The following is an 18,342-nucleotide window of genomic DNA, read 5'->3' as shown; positions in this document are numbered from 1 at the left end:
GCTCTACCGTGGCACGTTATGCGATCCCGATGCCCGGGATCGCCGTGATCGCATCGGGATCAAACCCCGCCAGTTCGGCGAAGTGCCGGCCACGCGCGACGTAGTCGCGGTACACGCCGTAGCTCGGCGCACCCGGCGACAGCAGCACCACCCCGCCCTGCCCGCCGAGCGCGGCCTGCGCCAGCCGCATGGCGTCGGGCAGATCGGTAGCGGCATGCAGACCGAAACTGCCGGCATCGGCCAGCGGCTGCAGCAGCGCGTGGATACGCGGGCCGTTGGCGCCCATGGTGACGATCTCCACCGGCGGCACGTCGTGGGCCATGTGCGCGACGAAGTCGTGCCAGTCCAGGCCACGATCATGGCCGCCCACCAGCAGCGCGATGCGGCGACCGGCGAAGCATTCCAGCGCCGCCAGGCTTGCGTGCGGCGTGGTGCTGATCGAATCGTTGACGAAGGTGATCCCCTCGCGCGCACCGATGGTCTGCAGGCGGTTGGGCAGCGGGCGGAAGGCCTGCACCGCCGGGGCCAGGGCCACCGCGTCCAGGCCCAGCGCCTCGATCGCCGCCAGCACCGCGCACAGGTTGCCGCGGTTGTGTCGGCCGGGCAGCGGCGTGTGTGAGGTGTCGAACACGGCCTGCTCGCCGCGATGCACGACATCGCCGCGCATATGCCAGCCCAGCGGCTGGTTGAACCAGATGACCTCGCTCTCCGGCAGCGACAACGCTGCCAGGTGCGGGTCGGCCGCATTGAGCACCGCGATCCGCGGCGCGGCCCCGGTGACCAGCTGCAGCTTGTCGTCGATGTAGCGTGCTTCGCTGCCGTGCCAATCCAGGTGCTCGGGGAACAGGTTCAGCACGATGGCGACCTGCGGGTGCGCGCCACTGCGCGCAACCTCGCCGGTCTGGTAGCTGGAGAGCTCCACCGCCCAGTACTGCGGCACCGGCTGCGGGTCGAGCACTTCCAGCAGCGGCAGGCCGATGTTGCCGATCAGCCCGGTGCGCGCGCCCGAGGCGCGCAGCAGATGCGCCAGCAGCGCGGTGGTGGTGCTCTTGCCCTTGGTGCCGGTCACGCACACGGTATCGTGCACGATGCCGTCGGCGGCGGCCTGTTCGGCGAACCACAGCGAGGTACCGCCGATGAACTGCGTGCCCTGCGCCGTGGCGTGCAACGCAGCGTCGCCATACGGGCTGATGCCCGGCGACTTGATCACCACCTCGAACGCGGCCAGCGCCTCGCCGGTGACATCCGAACGGACCGTCAGCGCGCCGTGGGTTTCCTCGCGCGCACCGGTGGCCTCGGCCTCCGGGCAGAACAGGGTCAGCGGCAGCGACGGCAGCCGCTGCTGCAGGACGCGAAACGCGGCGCGTCCCTCACGTCCCCATCCCCACAATGCAACGCGTTTGCCATCAAGCTGCGAAATTCGCACGCAGACGCTCCCAGATCGCCGGCGGAATGCGGTGCTCGCCTTCCAGTGCCAGCAGCGGTTCGATCTGCAGTTCAGTGGCGTCCAGCTGCGGGCGGATCTCGTGGACGAAGCGCTTCACCAATGCGTCTTCATTCCACTCCGGGCGCGCGGCCAGGGTCGCCATCGCGGCGCGCGATTCGCGGCCTTCGCCCACGCACTCGAACGGCTTGTGGTCCTGGAATTCCAGCAGCGCATCGAAGCCCGGGGCCTGCTCGATATCGTCGAGCAGGTTGCGGCCGAAGATGCCGACCAGGCGCATCTTGGGCATGAACGGGGCCAGCGCCAGGAACACGAAGTGGCACTTCGGGCAGACGCCGCACCAGCGGTTCACCGGGCGCTCGCCCAGGATGTGGAAATTGCGGTTGCAGCTGGAGAAATGCGCGTCGTAGACATCGCGCTTGGCGAACTGACGCGCCACCGCCAGCTCCGAGAGCGGGCGCAGCAGCGAGTAGTAATGCAGGTCCGCGGCGACATGCTGCTCCAGGTGCTCACCGAAGGCCTGCTCGAACGCCCAGCCCTTCGACCACTGGTGATTGACCTCGCCGGTGCCCGGAATCTGGCTGCCATAGCTGGCCGAGCGCTCGTTGGAGAACACCACCTGGTCCACGCCCTGCAGCAGCGCGGCCAGCACCAGGATCGCCGAGTTCACCGCGGTGACCGGGATATGGCCGTTCCAGGCACCCTGGCGGTTGAGCTCGAACAGCTCCGGGGCCAGCGTGCGGCCGATGTTGAGGATCGGCAGGCCGGTGCGCTCGGCGCAGGCACGGATCAGCTGCGAGCCGCCGATCCACGTGACCGTTTCGGCGATGCCCAGGCTGCGCAGCGCTTCGATGCTGACCAGCGAATCCTTGCCGCCGCCGATGGCGACCAGCGCGTGTTCGCGCAGGCCCAGCACCGGTGCGGTGAAGGCCTCGCCCTCCACCGGCAGGCGGAAGCGGCCACGCAGGTTCAGGCCATTGCGGTAGGCGAACTCGCCCAGACCGTTGAGGTACACCGTCTCGACCAGCGCAGCGGTGGCCGCATCGATCGTGTAGCTGTCGATACGCACCTGTTCGGGCACGCCGGCCTTGTAGTAGCTCACGCCGGCCATCAGGTGCAGCAGGCGCAGGGCGCGCTGCACTGCCTCGGCGCGGTCACCCTCGAGCACGAACGGCGCGCCCGGAATGGTCACCGTCTCGATCAATTCCGGGCCGTCATCGAAGGCGTAGACCAGCTGCGCCACGCCGGTGTCCGCGGCGAAGTCGCAGCGGACGAAGCGGAAAACGGCAACCTGGTGTTTATCAAAAGCAGTCATGGTGTATCCGGTTTGGAAGGCGGCAGGCAGCGGTCAAGGACCATCATCGATGACGTCCTCGCGCGGCAGCTCGCGCTGGTTGTAAGTGTTGGCCATGACGTAGCCATACGCGCCGGCGTCGGCGATCAGCATCACATCGTCCGGCGCGGTCGAGGCCGGCAGGCGGCGGCGCTTGCCGAACACATCGCTGGATTCGCAGATCGGGCCGACCACATCGAACATCGCTTCGGAGTAGCCGCTCAGGCGGCTGAGGTTCTCGATGTCATGCCAGGCGTCGTACAGCGCCGGACGCATCAGCGTGTTCATGCCTGCATCCAGGCCGACGCGGCGGATGCCATCCTTCTCCACCACCTGGGTGGCCCGCGCCAGCAGCACGCCGGACTCAGCCACCAGGTAGCGACCCGGTTCGATCGCCAGGCGGAACGCCGGGTGCACGGCCTTCACTTCGGCCAGGCCGATCGCCCAGGCCTCCAGATCGAACGGCTCGTCGTCGGCGCTGTACGGGATCGGCAGGCCACCGCCGATATCGATGGTCTCGATGCTGCCGATGCGGCGGGCGAACCCAGCCAGTTCATCGCACATCAGGCGCCAGTGCTGCGCGGTTTCCACGCCGCTGCCCAGGTGCGCATGCAGGCCGACCACGCGGGTGCCCAGCTCGCCGGCAATGCGCACGAACTCATCCACGCGGGCGATCGGCAGGCCGAACTTGGAGTCCTTGCCGCCGGTGCGGACCTTGGCATGGTGGCCTTCGCCACGGCCCAGGTCCACGCGCAGCCACAGCTCGCGGTTGCTGAACAGTTCCGGCCAGCGCTGCAGGGCTTCCACGTTGTCCAGGGTAACGGTCACGCCCAGCGCGAACGCGGCATCGTACTCGGCATGCGGCGCGAAGCTGGGGGTGAACAGCACGCGCTTGGGCGACAGCGTCGGCAGCGTGTTGAACACGTGCTTGAGCTCGCCGTGCGACACGCACTCCAGGCCGAAGCCTTCCTGCTCCAGCACCTCCAGGATGGCCGGGTGCGAGTTGGCCTTGATCGCGTAGTAGCGCTGGTCGATCGCCTTGATCGCGTTCAGCGCGCGCGCACGCGCCCGTACCGTCGGCAGGTTGTAGACGTAGCGCGGCGTACCGGCCTGGGCAAGCGTCAGCAGGTGCTCGCGCTGGCCCCGCCACCAGGCGGTTTCGCGCGGGCGGATGGTACCGGCGATTTCGCGCCAGCGCGGGCCGAACACTTCGCCCTCTTCCACCGGCATCGCGCCGCTGTCGATCAGCTCGGCGTGCAGGATCGGCAGCAGGCCGTCCGCATCCGCTTCGTCGATGACGAAGGTCAGGTTCAAGTCGTTGGAAGACTGCGAAATCATGTGCACGCGTTCGCGGCCGAAGGTGGCCCACACGTCCGAGAGCTTGTGCAGCATCGAGCGCATGCCGCGGCCGACCAGGGTGATCGCCGCGCACGGCACGATGATCTTGACCTTGCAGATCTGCGACAGATCGGCCGACAGCGCGGCCAGCACATCGGTGCTGACCAGGTTTTCGGACGGGTCCAGCGAAACGGTCACGTTGGTCTCGGCCGAACCGATCAGGTCGACCGACAGGCCATGCTTCTTGAACAGCCCGAACACGTCGGCCAGGAAGCCGACCTGCTGCCACATGCCGATGCCTTCCATCGAGACCAGCACGATGCCGTTGCGGCGGCTGATCGCCTTCACGCCCGGGACGGCGGCCGCATTGCCGTCGATGCTGGTGCCGGGCAGCTCGGGGCGCTCGGTGTCCAGGATCGCCATCGGCACGCCGGCATCGCGGCACGGCTTGATCGAGCGCGGGTGCAGCACCTTGGCGCCGGTCGTCGCGATTTCCTGCGCCTCGTAGTAATCCAGGCGGGTCAGCAGGCGCGCATCCGGCACGTCCTTCGGGTTGGCGCTGAACATGCCCGGCACGTCGGTCCATATCTCCACGCGGCTGGCGCCGAGCAACGCACCGAAGTACGCCGCCGAGGTATCCGAGCCACCACGGCCCAGAATCGCGGTACCGCCATCGGCATGACGCGAGATGAAGCCCTGGGTGATCAGCATGCGGGTCGGCTGGGCGCGGAAACGTGCCGCCCAGTCGGCCTCGGCACGCCACTGGCAGTTCACCGACAGGCGCTGCGACCATTCGCTCTGGCTGGGCTGCGGCGGCAGTGCATCCAGCCACTCGCGCGCATCCATCCACCCGAAATCCAGGCCACTGGCGCGCAGGTAGGCCGCACCGACGGTCGAGGACAATAGTTCGCCCTGGCCCAGCACCTCGGCCTGCCACTCCAGCGGCCGACCGGCGGCACGCGGATCGTCCAGCAGCCCGGCCAGCGCGTCCAGACGCACGTCCAGCGCGGTGCCGTCCAGCTCCAGCTCGGTCAGGAATTCGCGGTGGCGCGCGACCAGCGCGGCGATACGGTCGCGGCTGTCGGCGGCGCCATCAGCGATCGCGGTGAGTTCATTGGTCACCCCGGACAGCGCCGATACCACCACCAGCACGCGCGAGCCCGTTTCTTCCGCCCGTTTTTTCGCCAGTTTGCCGATGGTGTCCCAGCGGTGACGACGCGACACGGAGGTGCCGCCGAACTTCAGTACGATCCAGCGATCGACAAGGGGGGAAGCTGACATGGAGGTGGAGGTTTGGGTAGTGAGGGGGATCGCCCGGCACGCCGGGCCGAACCCCCGATTCTATGCCAAGCCTGCCCGTTGCAGGGCCAGGGCGGCCCAGGTCGGGTGGATTTGTCCCCGGACCGGTGCGCAGGCCGCCACACAGCGCCCGGAACAAGGCCCCGGTTGGTAAGCTGCCCGCCCGTTTTTCGTTGAGCGCCCCGCCATGACCTCCCGTCGTTTCCTGCAGCTGGATGTGTTCTCGCCCTACCCCGGCGCCGGCAACCCGCTGGCCGTCGTGCTCGATGCACAGGGCCTGGACGAGACGGCGATGCAGGCCATCGCCCGCTGGACCCGGCTGCCGGAGACCACCTTCGTGTTCCCGCCTGCAGCCCCGGGCGCGAGCTACGGCATCCGCATGTTCAGCCCGCAGAAGGAAGTCCCGTTCGCCGGCCACCCCAGCGTGGGCACCGCGCATGCCGTGCTGGAGCTGGGCGTGGCCGCACCGGTCGAGGGCATGCTGGTCCAGGACGGCATCGCCGGGGCCCTGCCGCTACGCGTGGACGGCAGCGGTGAGGCCCGCACCATCGCGATCCGTACCCCGCGCGCCGCGGTGGCCGAAGTGACCACGGCCGCCGACCCGCGCCTGCAGGCCGCGCTGGCGGGCTGGCCGCTGGGCCATCTGCCGCCGGCGCGCATGGCCGGTGGCCGCAGCTGGTGGGTGGTCGAACTCGCTGACGAGGCCGCCCTGCGCGCGCTCACCCCGGATTGGCATGCCGTGGCGACCTTGGCCGAGGCCACCGACAGCATGGGGGTCTTCGCCTATGCACGCAGCCAGGGCCAGGCGTGGGATCTTGCGGTGCGTGCGTTCGTCGGCAACGGTCGCCGCTTTGAAGATGCCGCCTCCGGTGCGGCCAATGCGGTGCTGGCTGCCTGGCTGGACAGCCGCGACGCGCTGCCTGGCACCGCGCACGGCTATGTGGTCAGCCAGGGTCGCGAAGTGGGCCACGATGCGCGCCTGACCCTGCGCATCGATGACCATGGCGATGTCTGGTCCGGTGGCCAGGTGCAGACCGTCATCCGCGGCACGCTGGACTGGTGATCCCGGCGGCGGCGCGTCAACGCGCCGCGTCGTACACCGGTGCGCCATCGACCCAGGTCGAGCGCACCTGCAGGTCCGCCAGTTCGGTAGGCGCGATGCTGAGCGGATCGCGATCGAGCACGACGAAATCCGCGCGCAGGCCGGGCTGCAACCGGCCGACCTGGGCCTCGTCATGGCCTGCCCACGCGGCGTCGGCAGTGAACCCCCGCAGCGCTTCGGCCGCGGTCAGGCGCTGATCGGGCTGCCAGCCCGCCGGCGGTTGGCCGGCACGGTCCTGGCGGGTGACCGCGGCATACAGGCCCAGGCGGGGATCCACCTGTTCCACCGGGAAATCCGAACCAAGCGCAAGACGGGCACCGGAGCCCAGCATCCGCCGCCACGCATAGGCCCCGAGGATCCGCTCGGGACCGACCCGATCCTGCGCCCAGCCCATGTCCGAGGTGGCGTGGGCAGGTTGCATCGAGGCGATCACGCCGAGGTGGGCAAAGCGCGGAATGTCCTCCAGCGCCACCACCTGCGCATGCTCGATCCGCCAGCGATGGTCGCTGCCACGGCGCTCGCCCAGCACCCTGGCATAGGTATCCAGTGCGATCCGGTTGCCACGATCCCCGATCGCATGGGTGGCGACCTGGACATGACAGCTATCGGCTTTGCGCACCGCCGTTTCGAAATCGGCCGGCGAGGTCACCAGCAGCCCACGGTTGTGCGGATCGTCGCTGTAATCGGCCAGCAGCGCGGCACCGCGGCTGCCCAGCGCGCCGTCCATGAAAAGCTTGACCCCGCGCATTTCCAGGCGGCCACCGGCATGCTGGTACGCGCCCTGCGCACACATATCCGCGAGGGCATCGCCATTGCCATCGGCATACGCATCGATGCGCAGCGGCAGCGCGCCGGCATCGGCGAAGCGGCGCATCAGGGCCAGATCGGCGCGCGATACGCCCATGTCGTGCACACCGGTCAGGCCTTGGCTGACCGCTTTATCCAGTGCGCGGGTCAGCATCTGCTCGCGGGCGGCGTCGCTGGGCGTTGGGATCGCCGCCTGCACCAGGCTCATCGCTTCATCGATGAACACCCCGCCCGGCTGCCCCTTGGCATCGCGCACGATGCGCCCACCGGCCGGCTGCCAGTTGCCCTTCAACGCGCGTTGGCCCGGCTCCCGTGCGACCGCGCGCAGTGCCGCACTGTTGCCCCAGCCCGCGTGACCATCGATGCGAACCAGCCAGACCGGCCGGTCCGGGAACGCCGCGTCGAGATCGGCCACCGTCGGGAACCGTTTGTCCGGCCACCGGTTCTGGTCCCAGCCGCTGCCCAGCAGCCAGCCCTCGGGATTGTCGGCCGCAAAGCGCTGCAGGCGCGCCACGATGTCCTGGGTGCCGGCCGCGCCGGTCAGGTCGGCCTGCATCAGGGTGCCGCCCAGGAACATCAGGTGTGCATGCGCATCGATCAGCCCCGGGATCACGGTGGCGTGGCCGACGTCGGTCAGCGCTGCCAGCGGATACAGCGTCAACAGTGCCTGGCGATCACCGACGGCGAGCACGCGCCCGGTGTCGGTATCCCACGCCAGCGCGGTGGCGGCGGGCGCGTCGGGATCCCCGGTATGGATGGTCGCGGCGGTCAGCAGGCGCACATCCGCCTGCGCGGTGCCGGCCAGCAGGCAGGCCATCAGGGCGGCAAGAGCGGTCGGACGCATGCAGATACCCCACAACAGGAAAGCGGCGACTATGCGGCCGCCGCTTTCCCATCACAATCTGCTGTGCACCAATCGCGGGCGCGGATCAGCCGGCCAACTCGGCCTCAAGGCTGATCGGTACCGCACTCAGCGCCTTGGACACCGGACAGTTCTGCTTGGCGTCATCGGCGATGGCACGGAACTGGGTGGCCTCGATGTTCGGCACTACGGCCTTCACCTTCAACGTGATCTGCGACAGCTGGGCCCCCCCCTCCATCGAGAGGTCCACCTTGGCTTCGGTATCCAGCGAGGTCGGCACGAAACCGGCCTCGGTGAGCTTGGCCGACAGTGCCATCGTGAAGCAGCCGGCGTGTGCGGCGGCGATCAGTTCTTCCGGGTTGGTGCCCTTCTCATCACCGAAGCGGCTGCTGAAGGCATAGCGGGTTTTGTCCATCAAGCCGCTCTGGGGCGTGCTCAATTGTCCCTTGCCTGTCTTGAGGTCACCTTCCCAATGCGCGGTGGCATGACGCGAAATACCCATCGTTGATCTCCTGCGGGATGAATGGCCAAGCCAGCCTAGACCGCCCCGCGTTAGCACCGTGTCTGGCCGCCGTCAGCGCCACGGCAGGCGGCGCTCCCAGCTGAATCGGCCATCAAGATCGATGCTGTTTTCAAGTGGTTTTCGTGCGACAGTCGGGGTGCGACGGTCCATGACCGATGGCCTCCGCCGCGAGGGCGGACCCTGTTTTTTGGCTATGACCTGATGCACTGCGGTAACGAAGGGCGTGGAAATCACCAATTTTTATGCGTTTGCCTATTGGCGGCGCCCCATAGTTGCCCTACATTTCGCTTGCCGACGGGGTTCGGCGCGACCAAACAACCAACCGTTCACGGAACAGGAAACCATGGCAAAGACCGCTAAGAAGGCTGCCCCGAAGAAGGCAGTAAAGAAAGTCGCTACGAAGGCAGCCGCGAAGCCGGCCGCTCCCAAGCCGATCAAGGAAGTGCTGAGCAAGTCTGGTCTGGTTGCACACATCGTTGAAGCGTCCGGCGTTGTCGCCAAGGACGTGCGCGCCGTGCTCGCCTCGCTGGAAGGCGCCGTCGCCGCTTCGGTGCACAAGAAGGGCGCGGGCAGCTTCACCCTGCCGGGCCTGCTGAAGATCTCCACCGTCAGCGTGCCGGCCAAGCCGAAGCGCAAGGGCATCAACCCGTTCACCAAGGAAGAGCAGTGGTTCGCCGCCAAGCCGGCGTCCACCAAGCTGAAGGTGCGTCCGCTCAAGAAGCTCAAGGATGCCGCGCTCTAATCTGCGCGCTTCCTGCAGCACCCGGACGGGACGGCATATGCCGTCCCGTTTTTTTTGGTGACGCGCGCGCAGCGAAACACAGCGTTGCCAGAGACGTGTGCGGCGCCCACGTGGCGCGAAGATGCCTGTCCTGCCGCGATCCACGGCATCGCAGAACCGAGCGGAACGCACAGGGTGGAACACTGCGTGCGACCGCGCCTGTCGCCGCCGCACACATCGCAGCCTATGGTGGCCTTGTCCCCCACCGCGCAGGCAGCCATGGCCAGCTCTTCTTCCCAGCGTTACCGCATCACCGTCACCCCGATCGAAAAGGACGGCCTGCAGTGCAGCGGGCGCTGCACCATCGAGCTGGAGCATCGTGCGCAGCAGGATTGGATGCGCCTGCTGGAAATCGCGCGGCGCAACACCGGGCTCAGCGGTGACGAACGTGCCGCGGCCATCGTGGCCACCCAGCTGCTGCGCGATCTCGCCCAGCGCCACGCCGAGGAACCCAGCCACCCGCTCACCGTGCTGCAGCCGCAGCTGGATGAGGTGCTCGCTGCGCTGGAGTCGATCCAGGGCGCGCCCTGAGCCAAGCGCCGGGCGTGGCGCTACACTCGGCGCTCTCCGGGGAGAGTCCTGCATGCGCCGCGCCGTCCTGTTGCTTCCGTTGCTGTTCCTGCACGGCTGCTCCTGCCAGCAGCAGCCGCCCCTGACCGAGTCAGCTGCGGCACGCGAAGGCGCAGCGCACGCCGATGACGTGCCACCTCAGCACAGTGCACCGACGCCCCCACCCACCGCCGCGCCACCGACCGCACTCAGTGCAGTGGCCGCGGACGCACTGGATGAGCCCTCGCTGGTGCATCGCTATCTGAGTGCATTGGCGCAGGGCGACGTCGCCACCGCCGACGCACAGTGGACCGGCGGCGGCCCGGGCGGCCACCCGGACGATGCCGCCCTTCGCGCATTGCCCGACTTCCGCGGGCTGCGCATCAAGACCAGTGCCCCGATCGCACGGGACACCGCCGAGCCCTCCCGGCTGCGCGAAGTGCCGGTCCAGATCCGGGTCAGCACCGGGACCAGCACGCTCCGTTTCGAGGGCTGGTATCGGCTGCAGCCCCGCGCGGATGGGAGCGGGTGGGAGATCCATGGCGCCTCGATCCAGCCGGTACTGAACTGACTGCATCGGCAGGGCGCACCGGCGCATCCTGACCGCGTACGTCAAAGCTGGATTCAGCCGCGCGCGCTATTGTTGGCATCTCATTCCCCACGGCCTGCCGCCATGAACGTTCGCCCGCTGTTGTCCCGCCTCGCCGCCTGCACCGTGCTGCTGGCCGCCGCCATCGGCGCGCAGGCCGCGCCCAGCGTCTCCGGCCGCCAGTTGTCGGTCGGCGCCACCGATGTGCAGCAGTACCTCGATGGCAGCTTCCCGCGCACGCAGAATGCGCTGGGGGGCCTGATCGCAATGACGATGAGCCATCCGCAGCTGACCCTTCCGCAGGGCAGCCGGCTGGACCTGGGCTTCGATGTTGCCATGGCGACCGCCGGCGGCAACCCGGCGCCGCTGGGCAAAGTGAAGCTGAGCAGCGGCCTGCGCTATGACGCGCAGACCCAGGGCTTCCACCTGCAGGAGCCGACGGTCGACGATTTCACCCCGGCCAACAACGGCGGCAAGCTGGATTCGCGTACGCGCGGCCTGCTCAATGCCTGGCTCACCGATTACGCCCAGCGCGAGCCGATCTACAAGATCGACCCGAGCGTGGCCGCGGTGCTCGGCACGCTGCAGGTGCAGTCGGCGCAGGTGGAGAACGGCAAGCTGGTGGTCACCTTCAACCAGGATCTCGGCGCGCTGGTGCCGGCCGGGCTGCTCAGCAACTAACGCGATGGTGGGCACCGACCTGGGTCGGTGCCCACACGATCAACCGGCCAACGCCTTGGCCACCGCATCGGCGAAGGCGGGAATATCACCCGGCTTGCGGCTGGTGATCAGGCTACCATCCACCACCACTTCGGCATCGGTCCACTCCGCACCGGCATTGCCCAGATCGGTTTTCAGCGACGGCCACGAGGTCACCTTGCGGCCCTTGGCCAGGCCAGACTCGACCAGCAGCCACGGGCCGTGGCAGATCGCGGCCACCGGCTTGCCCGCCCCACCGAAGGCCTTGATCAGCGCGACCGCATCGGTGTCGATGCGCAGTTTGTCGGGATTGATCACGCCGCCGGGCAGAACCAGCGCGTCGTAATCGTCGGCCTTGGCGCCTTTCAGCGGTGCATCGACCGTGACCTCCTCGCCCCAGTCCTTGTCTTTCCAGCCGCGGATCGTGCGGGCGTCACCCGGGGCGATCACCTTGACCGAAGCGCCCCAGGATTCCAGCAGGCGCTTGGGTTCCTGCAGCTCGGACTGTTCGAAGCCATCGGTGGCGAGGATCGCGATGTGCTTGCCGTTGAGTACGTGTGCCATGGAGCGGCTCCAGTAAGTAGGAGCGCTCAGTGTGGCCACGGCCGCATTGGGCGGCGGTGACCACAATGTGCACATCGTGTCGGGACAGCCACCGGCCCACGGCCGGTGGCGACCGGAGGGATCAGCGCTTGGGCTGCAGCATCGTGCCGGTGCACTTCTTCGACCCGCAGCGGCATTCCCAGATCTTCTTCAGGCGCGCGGTGTGACGCTCGGCCAGGGTGATGCCGTAGTTGTAGGTCAATTCATCGCCCGGCTTGATGTCCTTGATCGCCTCGATGAACACCTTGTCCTCGCGGCGGTTGTCACCCTCGGCTTCCTCGATCACCGCTTCGCAGTTCGGATCGCAGCTGTGGTTGAGCCAGCGCGCGTCGTTGCCCTTGTAGTTCGCATCGATGACGTAGTCGTCGTTCAGGGTGAACAGGAAGGTATGACCGCTCTCCACATCCCCGGTGTCGTCGGCATCCACGTCGGCGTGGCTGCGCAGCAGACCCTTGTACTGGATGACCCGCTCGCCCTTCTTGATCGGCGCCAGCGCGAACACGCCATTGCCATGGATGGTGGACTTGCGGGCCTGGATCTTCTTGGGCATCTGGCTGACCGTTGCGGTGGGAAGCCCCGATTCTCGCTTAATCTTTGTGATTGCCAAAGCGATGCGGTTCAATACGCGTCCCAGGCCGCCCTGCGGGCGCCTGAACGGGCGGGTTGGATGCCGCCGGAGAAAAGCGTACAATTTCAGTCCGCTTTATGGTTCTGCACCCCACATGCTCCGCGTCACCAAGCTCACCGATTACGCCACCGTCGTGCTGACCGTGCTCGCTGCCCGCCCGGGCGAGGTGCTCAGTGCCACTGAACTGGCCGAGTTCGCCCGTCTGGAACCGCCCACCGTCAGCAAGCTGCTCAAGCCGCTGGCCCAGGCAGGCTTGGTCGAAGGCCTGCGCGGCGTCCGTGGCGGCTACCGGCTGACCCGCGCGGCAGACCAGATCACGCTGTTCGAGATCGTGGAAGCCATGGAAGGGCCGCTGGGCCTGACCGAGTGCGCCCACGACCACAGCCAGTGCGGCCGCGAGCTGCAGTGTGGCGCGCGCAGCAGCTGGCGGATGATCAACGACGTGGTGTCCGAAGCGCTGCGCGCGGTCACCCTGGCGCAGATCCTGCCCCCTCTTCCCCTTGTTGACGCCCACCGCCGCGCGATCGCGGCGGATGTCGTCTCCTGATCAGGCAGCCCCCATGGCCACCGATACCCTCGATACCGTCGCCACCGGCGATACCCCCAACCGCGAGATCCATGAGCAGCTCGGCCGCAAGTATTCGGCGGGCTTCATCACGGACATCGAATCGGACTCGTTGCCGCCCGGCCTGGACGAGGACACCATCCGTGCCCTGTCGGCCAAGAAGGACGAGCCGGAGTGGATGACGCAGTGGCGGCTGGACGCCTACCGCCACTTCCTGACCATGCCGATGCCGGACTGGGCCAAGCTGCAGATCGCGCAGATCGACCTGCAGGCGCTGAGCTATTACTCCGCGCCGAAGGGCCCGAAGTACGCCTCGCTGGACGATGTGCCCAAGGAACTGCTGGACACCTACGACAAGCTCGGCGTGCCGCTGCATGAGCGCGCCAAGCTGGCCGGCGTCGCCGTGGATGCGGTGTTCGATTCGGTTTCGGTCGGCACCACGTTCCGCAAGGAACTGGCCGAGAAGGGCGTGATCTTCTGCTCGATGTCTGAAGCGATCAAAGAACACCCGGAACTGGTCAAGCAGTACCTGGGGACCGTGGTGCCGGTCGGCGACAACTACTTCGCCGCGCTCAACTCGGCGGTGTTCTCCGACGGCAGCTTCGTGTTCATCCCCAAGGGCGTGCGTTGCCCGATGGAACTGAGCACCTACTTCCGCATCAACGCCGGCCACACCGGCCAGTTCGAGCGCACGCTGATCATCTGCGAAGACAAGGCGTACGTGTCCTACCTGGAAGGCTGCACCGCGCCGATGCGCGATGAGAACCAGCTGCATGCCGCGGTGGTCGAGCTGGTCGCGCTGGAAGACGCCGAGATCAAGTACTCCACGGTGCAGAACTGGTACCCGGGCGATGAGAACGGCGTGGGCGGCATCTACAACTTCGTCACCAAGCGTGCCGAGTGCCGTGGTGCGCGCAGCAAGGTCACCTGGACCCAGGTCGAGACCGGCTCGGCGATCACCTGGAAGTATCCGTCGTGCGTGCTGCTTGGCGATGATTCGGTCGGCGAGTTCCACTCGGTCGCGCTGACCCACCATCGTCAGCAGGCCGACACCGGTACCAAGATGATCCACATCGGCAAGCGCACCAAGAGCAAGATCGTCAGCAAGGGCATCAGCGCCGGCCATGGCCAGAACACCTACCGTGGCCTGGTGAAGATCGATCGCGGCGCCGAAGGCGCGCGCAATTACACCCAGTGCGATTCGCTGCTGATCGGCAAGAAGTCCGGCGCGCATACCTTCCCCTACATCGAGGTGAAGAACCCCAGCGCGACGGTCGAACACGAAGCGACCACCTCCAAGATCTCCGACGACCAGCTGTTCTATTGCCGCGCCCGTGGCATCGACCAGGAAAACGCGGTCTCGATGATCGTCGACGGCTTCTGCAAGCAGGTCTTCCGCGAGCTGCCGATGGAGTTCGCCGTGGAAGCCAAGAAGCTGCTGGAAGTCAGCCTGGAAGGCTCGGTCGGATGAAGCGCCTGCTCCCCCTGGCCCTGCTGCTCTGCGCGGCCGCGCCGGCGTTCGCCGAATCGGCCTGCGACGATCTGAGCACGCAGATGCAGATGAACGAGTGCGCCAACGAAGGGTTCGAAACAGCCGATGCCGCGTTGAACGCGGTGTACCGCCAGGTGGTCGGCGAGCTGGCCGATGCCCCGGTGGCGCTGGCCAAGCTGAAGGCCGCCCAGCGCCTGTGGGTGCAGTTGCGCGATGCCGACCTGGAAGCGCAGTACCCGGTCGGCAAGGATGAAGACCCGCGCATGCTGTACGGCTCGATGTACCCGATGCTCTACATCGGCGCCAAGGCCGCATTGACCGAAACCCGCACCGCCTACCTGCGCAACGAATTCCTCGAGCGCAGCGAATACGACCTCTGAGTCGCGCTGCCTCCAGTTCCCCTATCTGACAAGACGATTATCGACATGTTGAAGATCGACAACCTCCACGCACGCATTGGCGAAAAAGAGATTCTCAAGGGCCTCTCGCTCGACGTGAAGCCCGGCCAGGTGCACGCCATCATGGGCCCCAACGGCGCCGGCAAGTCCACCCTGGGCAACGTCCTGGCCGGCCGCGACGGCTATGACGTGAGCGAAGGCAGCGTGCAGTTCGAAGGCCGTGACCTGCTCGAGCTGGCGCCGGAAGAACGCGCCGCCGCCGGCCTGTTCCTGGCCTTCCAGTATCCGGTGGAAATCCCCGGCGTGAACAACACCTACTTCCTGCGCGCGGCGCTCAACGCCCAGCGCAAGGCGCGCGGCGAGGAAGAGCTGGATTCGATGCAGTTCCTCAAGCTGGTCCGCCAGAAGCTGGCCGTGCTGCACCTGAAGGACGAGCTGCTGCACCGCGGCGTCAACGAAGGCTTCTCCGGTGGCGAGAAGAAGCGCAACGAGATCTTCCAGCTGGCCGTGCTCGAGCCGAAGCTTGCGATCCTGGATGAAACCGACTCCGGCCTGGATATCGACGCGCTCAAGAGCGTGGCCGACGGCGTCAACGCGCTGCGTTCGCCGGACCGCTCCTTCATCGTGATCACCCATTACCAGCGCCTGCTCGATTACATCAAGCCGGACGTGGTGCACGTGCTGGCCGACGGCAAGATCGTGCAGAGCGGCGGCCCGGAACTGGCCCTGGAACTGGAAGCCCATGGCTACCACTTCCTGAAGGACCGCGTGGTGCCGGAGGCAGCGGTCTGATGAGCGCCCTGCTCGATTCCCTCGCCAGCGGCTTCTGCGGCAGCGATGCACGTCGCGCCGAGCTGGATGCCGCCCTGCAGGCCGGCCTGCCCGGCCCGCGCACCGAAGCCTGGAAATACACCTCCCTGCGCCAGCTGGAGCGTCGCAGCTTCCAGCCCGCCCCGCTCGCCCCGGCCGTGGTCGATGCCGCCCTGCTGGCCGACATTCCGTCGCCGCGGCTGGTGTTCGTCAATGGTCGCCCGTCCGGCGCGCTGAGCGATGTCGCCGCGGTGCCGGCCGGTGTGCAGCTGGCGACCCTGTCCTCGGCGCTGGCCGCGGGCGATGAAGCCGCTCGCTTCCTCGGCCGCCGCTTCGAGCGCAGCGAGGAAGTGTTCGCCCGCCTCAACGCCGCGCTCGCCGATGAAGGCGTGCTGCTGCGCGTGGAAGCCGGCGTGCAGGTCGAGACGCCGCTGCAGCTGGTCTTCATCAGCGTGGCTGGCGAGACCGATCTGTCCTGGCACCACCGCCACCTGATCGAACTTCGCGCTGGCGCTGCGCTGGGCGTGGTCGAGCACCACCTGCATGTCGGTGATGCCGCGCACCTGGACAACACCCTCGTGCACGTCCACCTGGCGCAGGATGCCGTGCTGTCGCACGCCCGTGTGCAGGCCGACGCCACCCGCGCCACCTCGCTGCTGCGCACCGACGCCGTGCTGGCCCGCAACGCGCAGTACCGTCGTGTCGATCTGGAACTGGGCGCCGCGCTGAGCCGCCATGAGCTCAACGTCCGCCTGGAAGGCGACAACGCCCAGCTGACCGCCAACGGCGTGCTGCTCGGCAACGGCCGCCGCCATGTCGATACCCGCCTGGGCATCGAGCACATCGCACGCGATACCGCCTCGGAAATGGTCTGGCGTGGTGTGGCGGCCAACCGCAGCCGCGTGGTCTTCCACGGTGGCATCCACATCCGCGAAGGCGCCGATGGCACCGACGCCAACCTGTCCAACAAGAACCTGCTGCTGTCGGCCGATGCCGAGATCGATACCCAGCCCACGCTGGTGATCGATGCCGACGAGGTCAAGGCCGCGCACGGGGCCACGGTTGGCCAGCTCGATGCGAATGCGCTGTTCTACCTGCGCTCGCGCGGCCTGCCGGCCGATCGCGCGCAGCAGCTGCTGAGCGCGGCGTTCTGCCATGAACCGTTGAACGCGCTCGACGCACGCCTGACCGAGCAGCTCACCGCCCAGCTCACCCGTGCACTGGCCCTGGCGGGCGTGGCATGAACCTGTCCACGCCGCGCCCGGTCGCCGATACCGGCGCCGCGCCCGATTGGGACCGCGTGCGACTGGACTTCCCGCTGTTGATGCGCGAAGTGCACGGCAAGCCGCTGGTGTACTTCGACAACGCCAACACCGGCCAGAAGCCGGTGCAGGTGATCGGCGCGCTGGACGAGTTCTACCGCCGCTACAACGCCAACGTCAGCCGTGCGGTGCATGCGCTCGGCACCGAGGCGACCGATGCCTACGAAGGCGCACGCAACAAGCTGGCACGCTTCCTCAATGTGCGCGCCAGCGAGCTCGTGCTGTGCAGCGGCACCACCTTCGCGATCAACCTGGTCGCCTATTCGTGGGCACTGCCGCGGCTGAAGGCCGGCGATGTCATCCTGGTCTCGCGCATGGAACACCACGCCAACATCGTGCCCTGGCAGCTGGTCGCCCAGCGCACCGGCGCGACGATCCGCGTGGCCGAGATCACCCCGGATGGCGCCTTGGACCTGGACGCACTGCGCAAGGCCATGACCCCCGAGGTCAAGCTGCTCGCCGTTGCCCATGTGTCCAATGTGCTGGGCACGGTCAATCCGGTCCGCGAGATCTGCCGCGAGGCCCGCAAGCGCGGCATCATCACCGTGGTGGACGGCTCGCAGGCCGCACCGCACCGCAAGGTCGACATCCCCGCGATCGGCTGCGACTTCTATGCCATCACCGGGCACAAGATGTGCGGCCCGACCGGCACCGGCGCGCTGTGGGCCAGGCGCGAACACCTGGACGCCATGCCGCCGTTCATTGGTGGCGGCGAGATGATCAAGGAAGTGAGCTTCGAGGGCACCGTGTTCAACGATGCCCCGCACAAGTTCGAAGCCGGCACCCCGAACATCGCCGGTTTCATCGGCCTGGGCGTGGCGGTGGACTACCTCGAATCGCTCGGCCTGGACCACGTGGAAGCACGCGAAACCGAGCTGCTGGCGCACTTCAACGAAGAACTGGGCAAGATCGACGGCCTGCGCATCTTCGGCACCACGCCGGACAAGGCGGCGGTGGTCTCCTTCCTGGTGGAGGGCGCGCATTCGCACGACCTGGCCACCCTGCTGGATCTGGAAGGTGTTGCCGTGCGCTCGGGCCAGCACTGCGCGCACCCGCTGCTGCAGTATTACGGCGTCGCCGCGACCTGCCGCGCCTCGCTGGCGTTCTACAACACGCATGACGAGATCGAGCGCTTCATCGTGGCGCTGAACAAGGTGCGCAAGCTGCTGGGCTGAGCCCGCCTCGTCTGTGTCCCCCC

The 18,342-nt window shown here is 67.6% G+C and carries 18 protein-coding genes; 11 read left to right on the top strand and 7 right to left on the bottom strand.

The window, feature by feature from the left end; genetic code table 11:
- Positions 1 to 16: 16 nt before the first annotated feature.
- Genes murD through ABE546_RS12375 form a run of 3 tightly spaced genes read right to left on the bottom strand, consistent with a single transcriptional unit; the run spans position 17 to position 5,396 of the window.
- The gene (gene murD / locus ABE546_RS12385; RefSeq protein WP_346463883.1) at positions 17 to 1,426 is read right to left on the bottom strand and encodes a UDP-N-acetylmuramoyl-L-alanine--D-glutamate ligase; all 1,410 of its coding nucleotides are present in this window, start codon (positions 1,424 to 1,426) and stop codon (positions 17 to 19) included.
- A complete protein-coding gene (murL, locus tag ABE546_RS12380) occupies positions 1,407 to 2,759 on the bottom strand; it encodes a UDP-N-acetyl-alpha-D-muramoyl-L-alanyl-L-glutamate epimerase (RefSeq protein ID WP_346463882.1) in 1,353 nt (450 codons plus the stop codon). Before murL ends, murD begins: the two co-directional genes overlap by 20 nt.
- 33 nt (positions 2,760 to 2,792) lie before the next feature.
- A complete protein-coding gene (locus ABE546_RS12375) occupies positions 2,793 to 5,396 on the bottom strand; it encodes a bifunctional aspartate kinase/diaminopimelate decarboxylase (RefSeq protein ID WP_346463880.1) in 2,604 nt (867 codons plus the stop codon).
- Positions 5,397 to 5,601: 205 nt separating this feature from the next.
- On the opposite strand from ABE546_RS12375, the gene ABE546_RS12370 reads away from it, so the two are divergent.
- Positions 5,602 to 6,477, top strand: a complete 876-nt coding sequence (locus tag ABE546_RS12370) for a PhzF family phenazine biosynthesis protein (RefSeq protein ID WP_346463878.1) — start codon at positions 5,602 to 5,604, stop codon at positions 6,475 to 6,477.
- Positions 6,478 to 6,493: 16 nt separating this feature from the next.
- Here the strand turns inward: ABE546_RS12370 and ABE546_RS12365 are convergent, their stop codons facing one another.
- A complete protein-coding gene (locus ABE546_RS12365) occupies positions 6,494 to 8,167 on the bottom strand; it encodes an amidohydrolase (RefSeq protein WP_346463876.1) in 1,674 nt (557 codons plus the stop codon).
- An 85-nt stretch (positions 8,168 to 8,252) separates the two neighbouring features.
- Positions 8,253 to 8,687: an OsmC family protein gene (locus tag ABE546_RS12360; RefSeq protein WP_346463874.1), complete on the bottom strand. Its 435-nt coding sequence runs from the start codon at positions 8,685 to 8,687 to the stop codon at positions 8,253 to 8,255.
- 364 nt (positions 8,688 to 9,051) lie between these two features.
- Here ABE546_RS12360 and ABE546_RS12355 point away from each other — a divergent pair, with 364 nt between their 5' ends.
- The 4 genes from ABE546_RS12355 to ABE546_RS12340 all read left to right on the top strand — a co-directional run bounded on the left by ABE546_RS12355 (position 9,052) and on the right by ABE546_RS12340 (position 11,308).
- Positions 9,052 to 9,450, top strand: coding sequence for an HU family DNA-binding protein (locus tag ABE546_RS12355; RefSeq protein WP_019185677.1), 399 nt, complete (start codon positions 9,052 to 9,054; stop codon positions 9,448 to 9,450).
- Between the two features lie 225 nt (positions 9,451 to 9,675).
- A complete protein-coding gene (locus tag ABE546_RS12350) occupies positions 9,676 to 10,020 on the top strand; it encodes a DUF3861 family protein (protein WP_313217492.1) in 345 nt (114 codons plus the stop codon).
- Between the two features lie 52 nt (positions 10,021 to 10,072).
- A complete protein-coding gene (locus ABE546_RS12345) occupies positions 10,073 to 10,609 on the top strand; it encodes a hypothetical protein (RefSeq protein WP_313217490.1) in 537 nt (178 codons plus the stop codon).
- Between the two features lie 102 nt (positions 10,610 to 10,711).
- Positions 10,712 to 11,308 (top strand): DUF1439 domain-containing protein, encoded by a 597-nt coding sequence (locus tag ABE546_RS12340; protein ID WP_346463873.1) that lies wholly within the window; start codon positions 10,712 to 10,714, stop codon positions 11,306 to 11,308.
- Between the two features lie 39 nt (positions 11,309 to 11,347).
- Here the strand turns inward: ABE546_RS12340 and ABE546_RS12335 are convergent, their stop codons facing one another.
- Positions 11,348 to 11,890, bottom strand: a complete 543-nt coding sequence (locus ABE546_RS12335) for a type 1 glutamine amidotransferase domain-containing protein (protein ID WP_346463871.1) — start codon at positions 11,888 to 11,890, stop codon at positions 11,348 to 11,350.
- Positions 11,891 to 12,011: 121 nt separating this feature from the next.
- Positions 12,012 to 12,479, bottom strand: coding sequence for an SET domain-containing protein-lysine N-methyltransferase (locus ABE546_RS12330; protein WP_176990804.1), 468 nt, complete (start codon positions 12,477 to 12,479; stop codon positions 12,012 to 12,014).
- Positions 12,480 to 12,651: 172 nt separating this feature from the next.
- Here ABE546_RS12330 and ABE546_RS12325 point away from each other — a divergent pair, with 172 nt between their 5' ends.
- From ABE546_RS12325 to ABE546_RS12300, 6 genes are read left to right on the top strand one after another with little or no spacing between them, the layout of a single operon-like run.
- Positions 12,652 to 13,104 carry an SUF system Fe-S cluster assembly regulator gene (locus ABE546_RS12325; RefSeq protein WP_026070170.1) on the top strand — a complete coding sequence of 151 codons (453 nt, stop codon included), beginning with the start codon at positions 12,652 to 12,654 and terminating at the stop codon, positions 13,102 to 13,104.
- 13 nt (positions 13,105 to 13,117) lie between these two features.
- On the top strand, positions 13,118 to 14,593 hold the full coding sequence (gene sufB / locus ABE546_RS12320) for a Fe-S cluster assembly protein SufB (protein ID WP_259261287.1): 1,476 nt from the start codon (positions 13,118 to 13,120) through the stop codon (positions 14,591 to 14,593).
- Positions 14,590 to 14,994: a lysozyme inhibitor LprI family protein gene (locus ABE546_RS12315; protein WP_346463869.1), complete on the top strand. Its 405-nt coding sequence runs from the start codon at positions 14,590 to 14,592 to the stop codon at positions 14,992 to 14,994. Before sufB ends, ABE546_RS12315 begins: the two co-directional genes overlap by 4 nt.
- A 45-nt stretch (positions 14,995 to 15,039) precedes the next feature.
- The gene (gene sufC / locus ABE546_RS12310) at positions 15,040 to 15,804 is read left to right on the top strand and encodes a Fe-S cluster assembly ATPase SufC (RefSeq protein ID WP_088432788.1); all 765 of its coding nucleotides are present in this window, start codon (positions 15,040 to 15,042) and stop codon (positions 15,802 to 15,804) included.
- Entirely contained in the window at positions 15,804 to 17,066 is a 1,263-nt protein-coding gene (gene sufD / locus ABE546_RS12305; RefSeq protein ID WP_313217484.1) for a Fe-S cluster assembly protein SufD, read from the top strand. Before sufC ends, sufD begins: the two co-directional genes overlap by 1 nt.
- Positions 17,063 to 18,319 carry a cysteine desulfurase gene (locus ABE546_RS12300; RefSeq protein ID WP_346463867.1) on the top strand — a complete coding sequence of 419 codons (1,257 nt, stop codon included), beginning with the start codon at positions 17,063 to 17,065 and terminating at the stop codon, positions 18,317 to 18,319. Before sufD ends, ABE546_RS12300 begins: the two co-directional genes overlap by 4 nt.
- Positions 18,320 to 18,342: the final 23 nt, after the last annotated feature.

Source organism: Stenotrophomonas sp. TWI377 (assembly GCF_039674525.1).
GTDB lineage: Bacteria > Pseudomonadota > Gammaproteobacteria > Xanthomonadales > Xanthomonadaceae > Stenotrophomonas.
The sequence above is the reverse complement of the archived record's forward strand: the minus strand, read 5'-3'. Positions and strand labels throughout refer to the sequence as shown.

Excerpts from the sequence above, each read along its gene's own strand:
- murL (WP_346463882.1), bottom strand. The coding sequence starts at position 2,759 with ATGACTGCTTTTGATAAACACCAGGTTGCCGTTTTCCGCTTCGTCCGC.
- ABE546_RS12375 (WP_346463880.1), bottom strand. The coding sequence starts at position 5,396 with ATGTCAGCTTCCCCCCTTGTCGATCGCTGGATCGTACTGAAGTTCGGC.
- ABE546_RS12370 (WP_346463878.1), top strand. The coding sequence starts at position 5,602 with ATGACCTCCCGTCGTTTCCTGCAGCTGGATGTGTTCTCGCCCTACCCC.
- ABE546_RS12365 (WP_346463876.1), bottom strand. The coding sequence starts at position 8,167 with ATGCGTCCGACCGCTCTTGCCGCCCTGATGGCCTGCCTGCTGGCCGGC.
- ABE546_RS12360 (WP_346463874.1), bottom strand. The coding sequence starts at position 8,687 with ATGGGTATTTCGCGTCATGCCACCGCGCATTGGGAAGGTGACCTCAAG.
- ABE546_RS12355 (WP_019185677.1), top strand. The coding sequence starts at position 9,052 with ATGGCAAAGACCGCTAAGAAGGCTGCCCCGAAGAAGGCAGTAAAGAAA.
- ABE546_RS12350 (WP_313217492.1), top strand. The coding sequence starts at position 9,676 with ATGGTGGCCTTGTCCCCCACCGCGCAGGCAGCCATGGCCAGCTCTTCT.
- ABE546_RS12345 (WP_313217490.1), top strand. The coding sequence starts at position 10,073 with ATGCGCCGCGCCGTCCTGTTGCTTCCGTTGCTGTTCCTGCACGGCTGC.
- ABE546_RS12340 (WP_346463873.1), top strand. The coding sequence starts at position 10,712 with ATGAACGTTCGCCCGCTGTTGTCCCGCCTCGCCGCCTGCACCGTGCTG.
- ABE546_RS12335 (WP_346463871.1), bottom strand. The coding sequence starts at position 11,890 with ATGGCACACGTACTCAACGGCAAGCACATCGCGATCCTCGCCACCGAT.
- ABE546_RS12330 (WP_176990804.1), bottom strand. The coding sequence starts at position 12,479 with ATGCCCAAGAAGATCCAGGCCCGCAAGTCCACCATCCATGGCAATGGC.
- ABE546_RS12325 (WP_026070170.1), top strand. The coding sequence starts at position 12,652 with ATGCTCCGCGTCACCAAGCTCACCGATTACGCCACCGTCGTGCTGACC.
- sufB (WP_259261287.1), top strand. The coding sequence starts at position 13,118 with ATGGCCACCGATACCCTCGATACCGTCGCCACCGGCGATACCCCCAAC.
- ABE546_RS12315 (WP_346463869.1), top strand. The coding sequence starts at position 14,590 with ATGAAGCGCCTGCTCCCCCTGGCCCTGCTGCTCTGCGCGGCCGCGCCG.
- sufC (WP_088432788.1), top strand. The coding sequence starts at position 15,040 with ATGTTGAAGATCGACAACCTCCACGCACGCATTGGCGAAAAAGAGATT.
- sufD (WP_313217484.1), top strand. The coding sequence starts at position 15,804 with ATGAGCGCCCTGCTCGATTCCCTCGCCAGCGGCTTCTGCGGCAGCGAT.
- ABE546_RS12300 (WP_346463867.1), top strand. The coding sequence starts at position 17,063 with ATGAACCTGTCCACGCCGCGCCCGGTCGCCGATACCGGCGCCGCGCCC.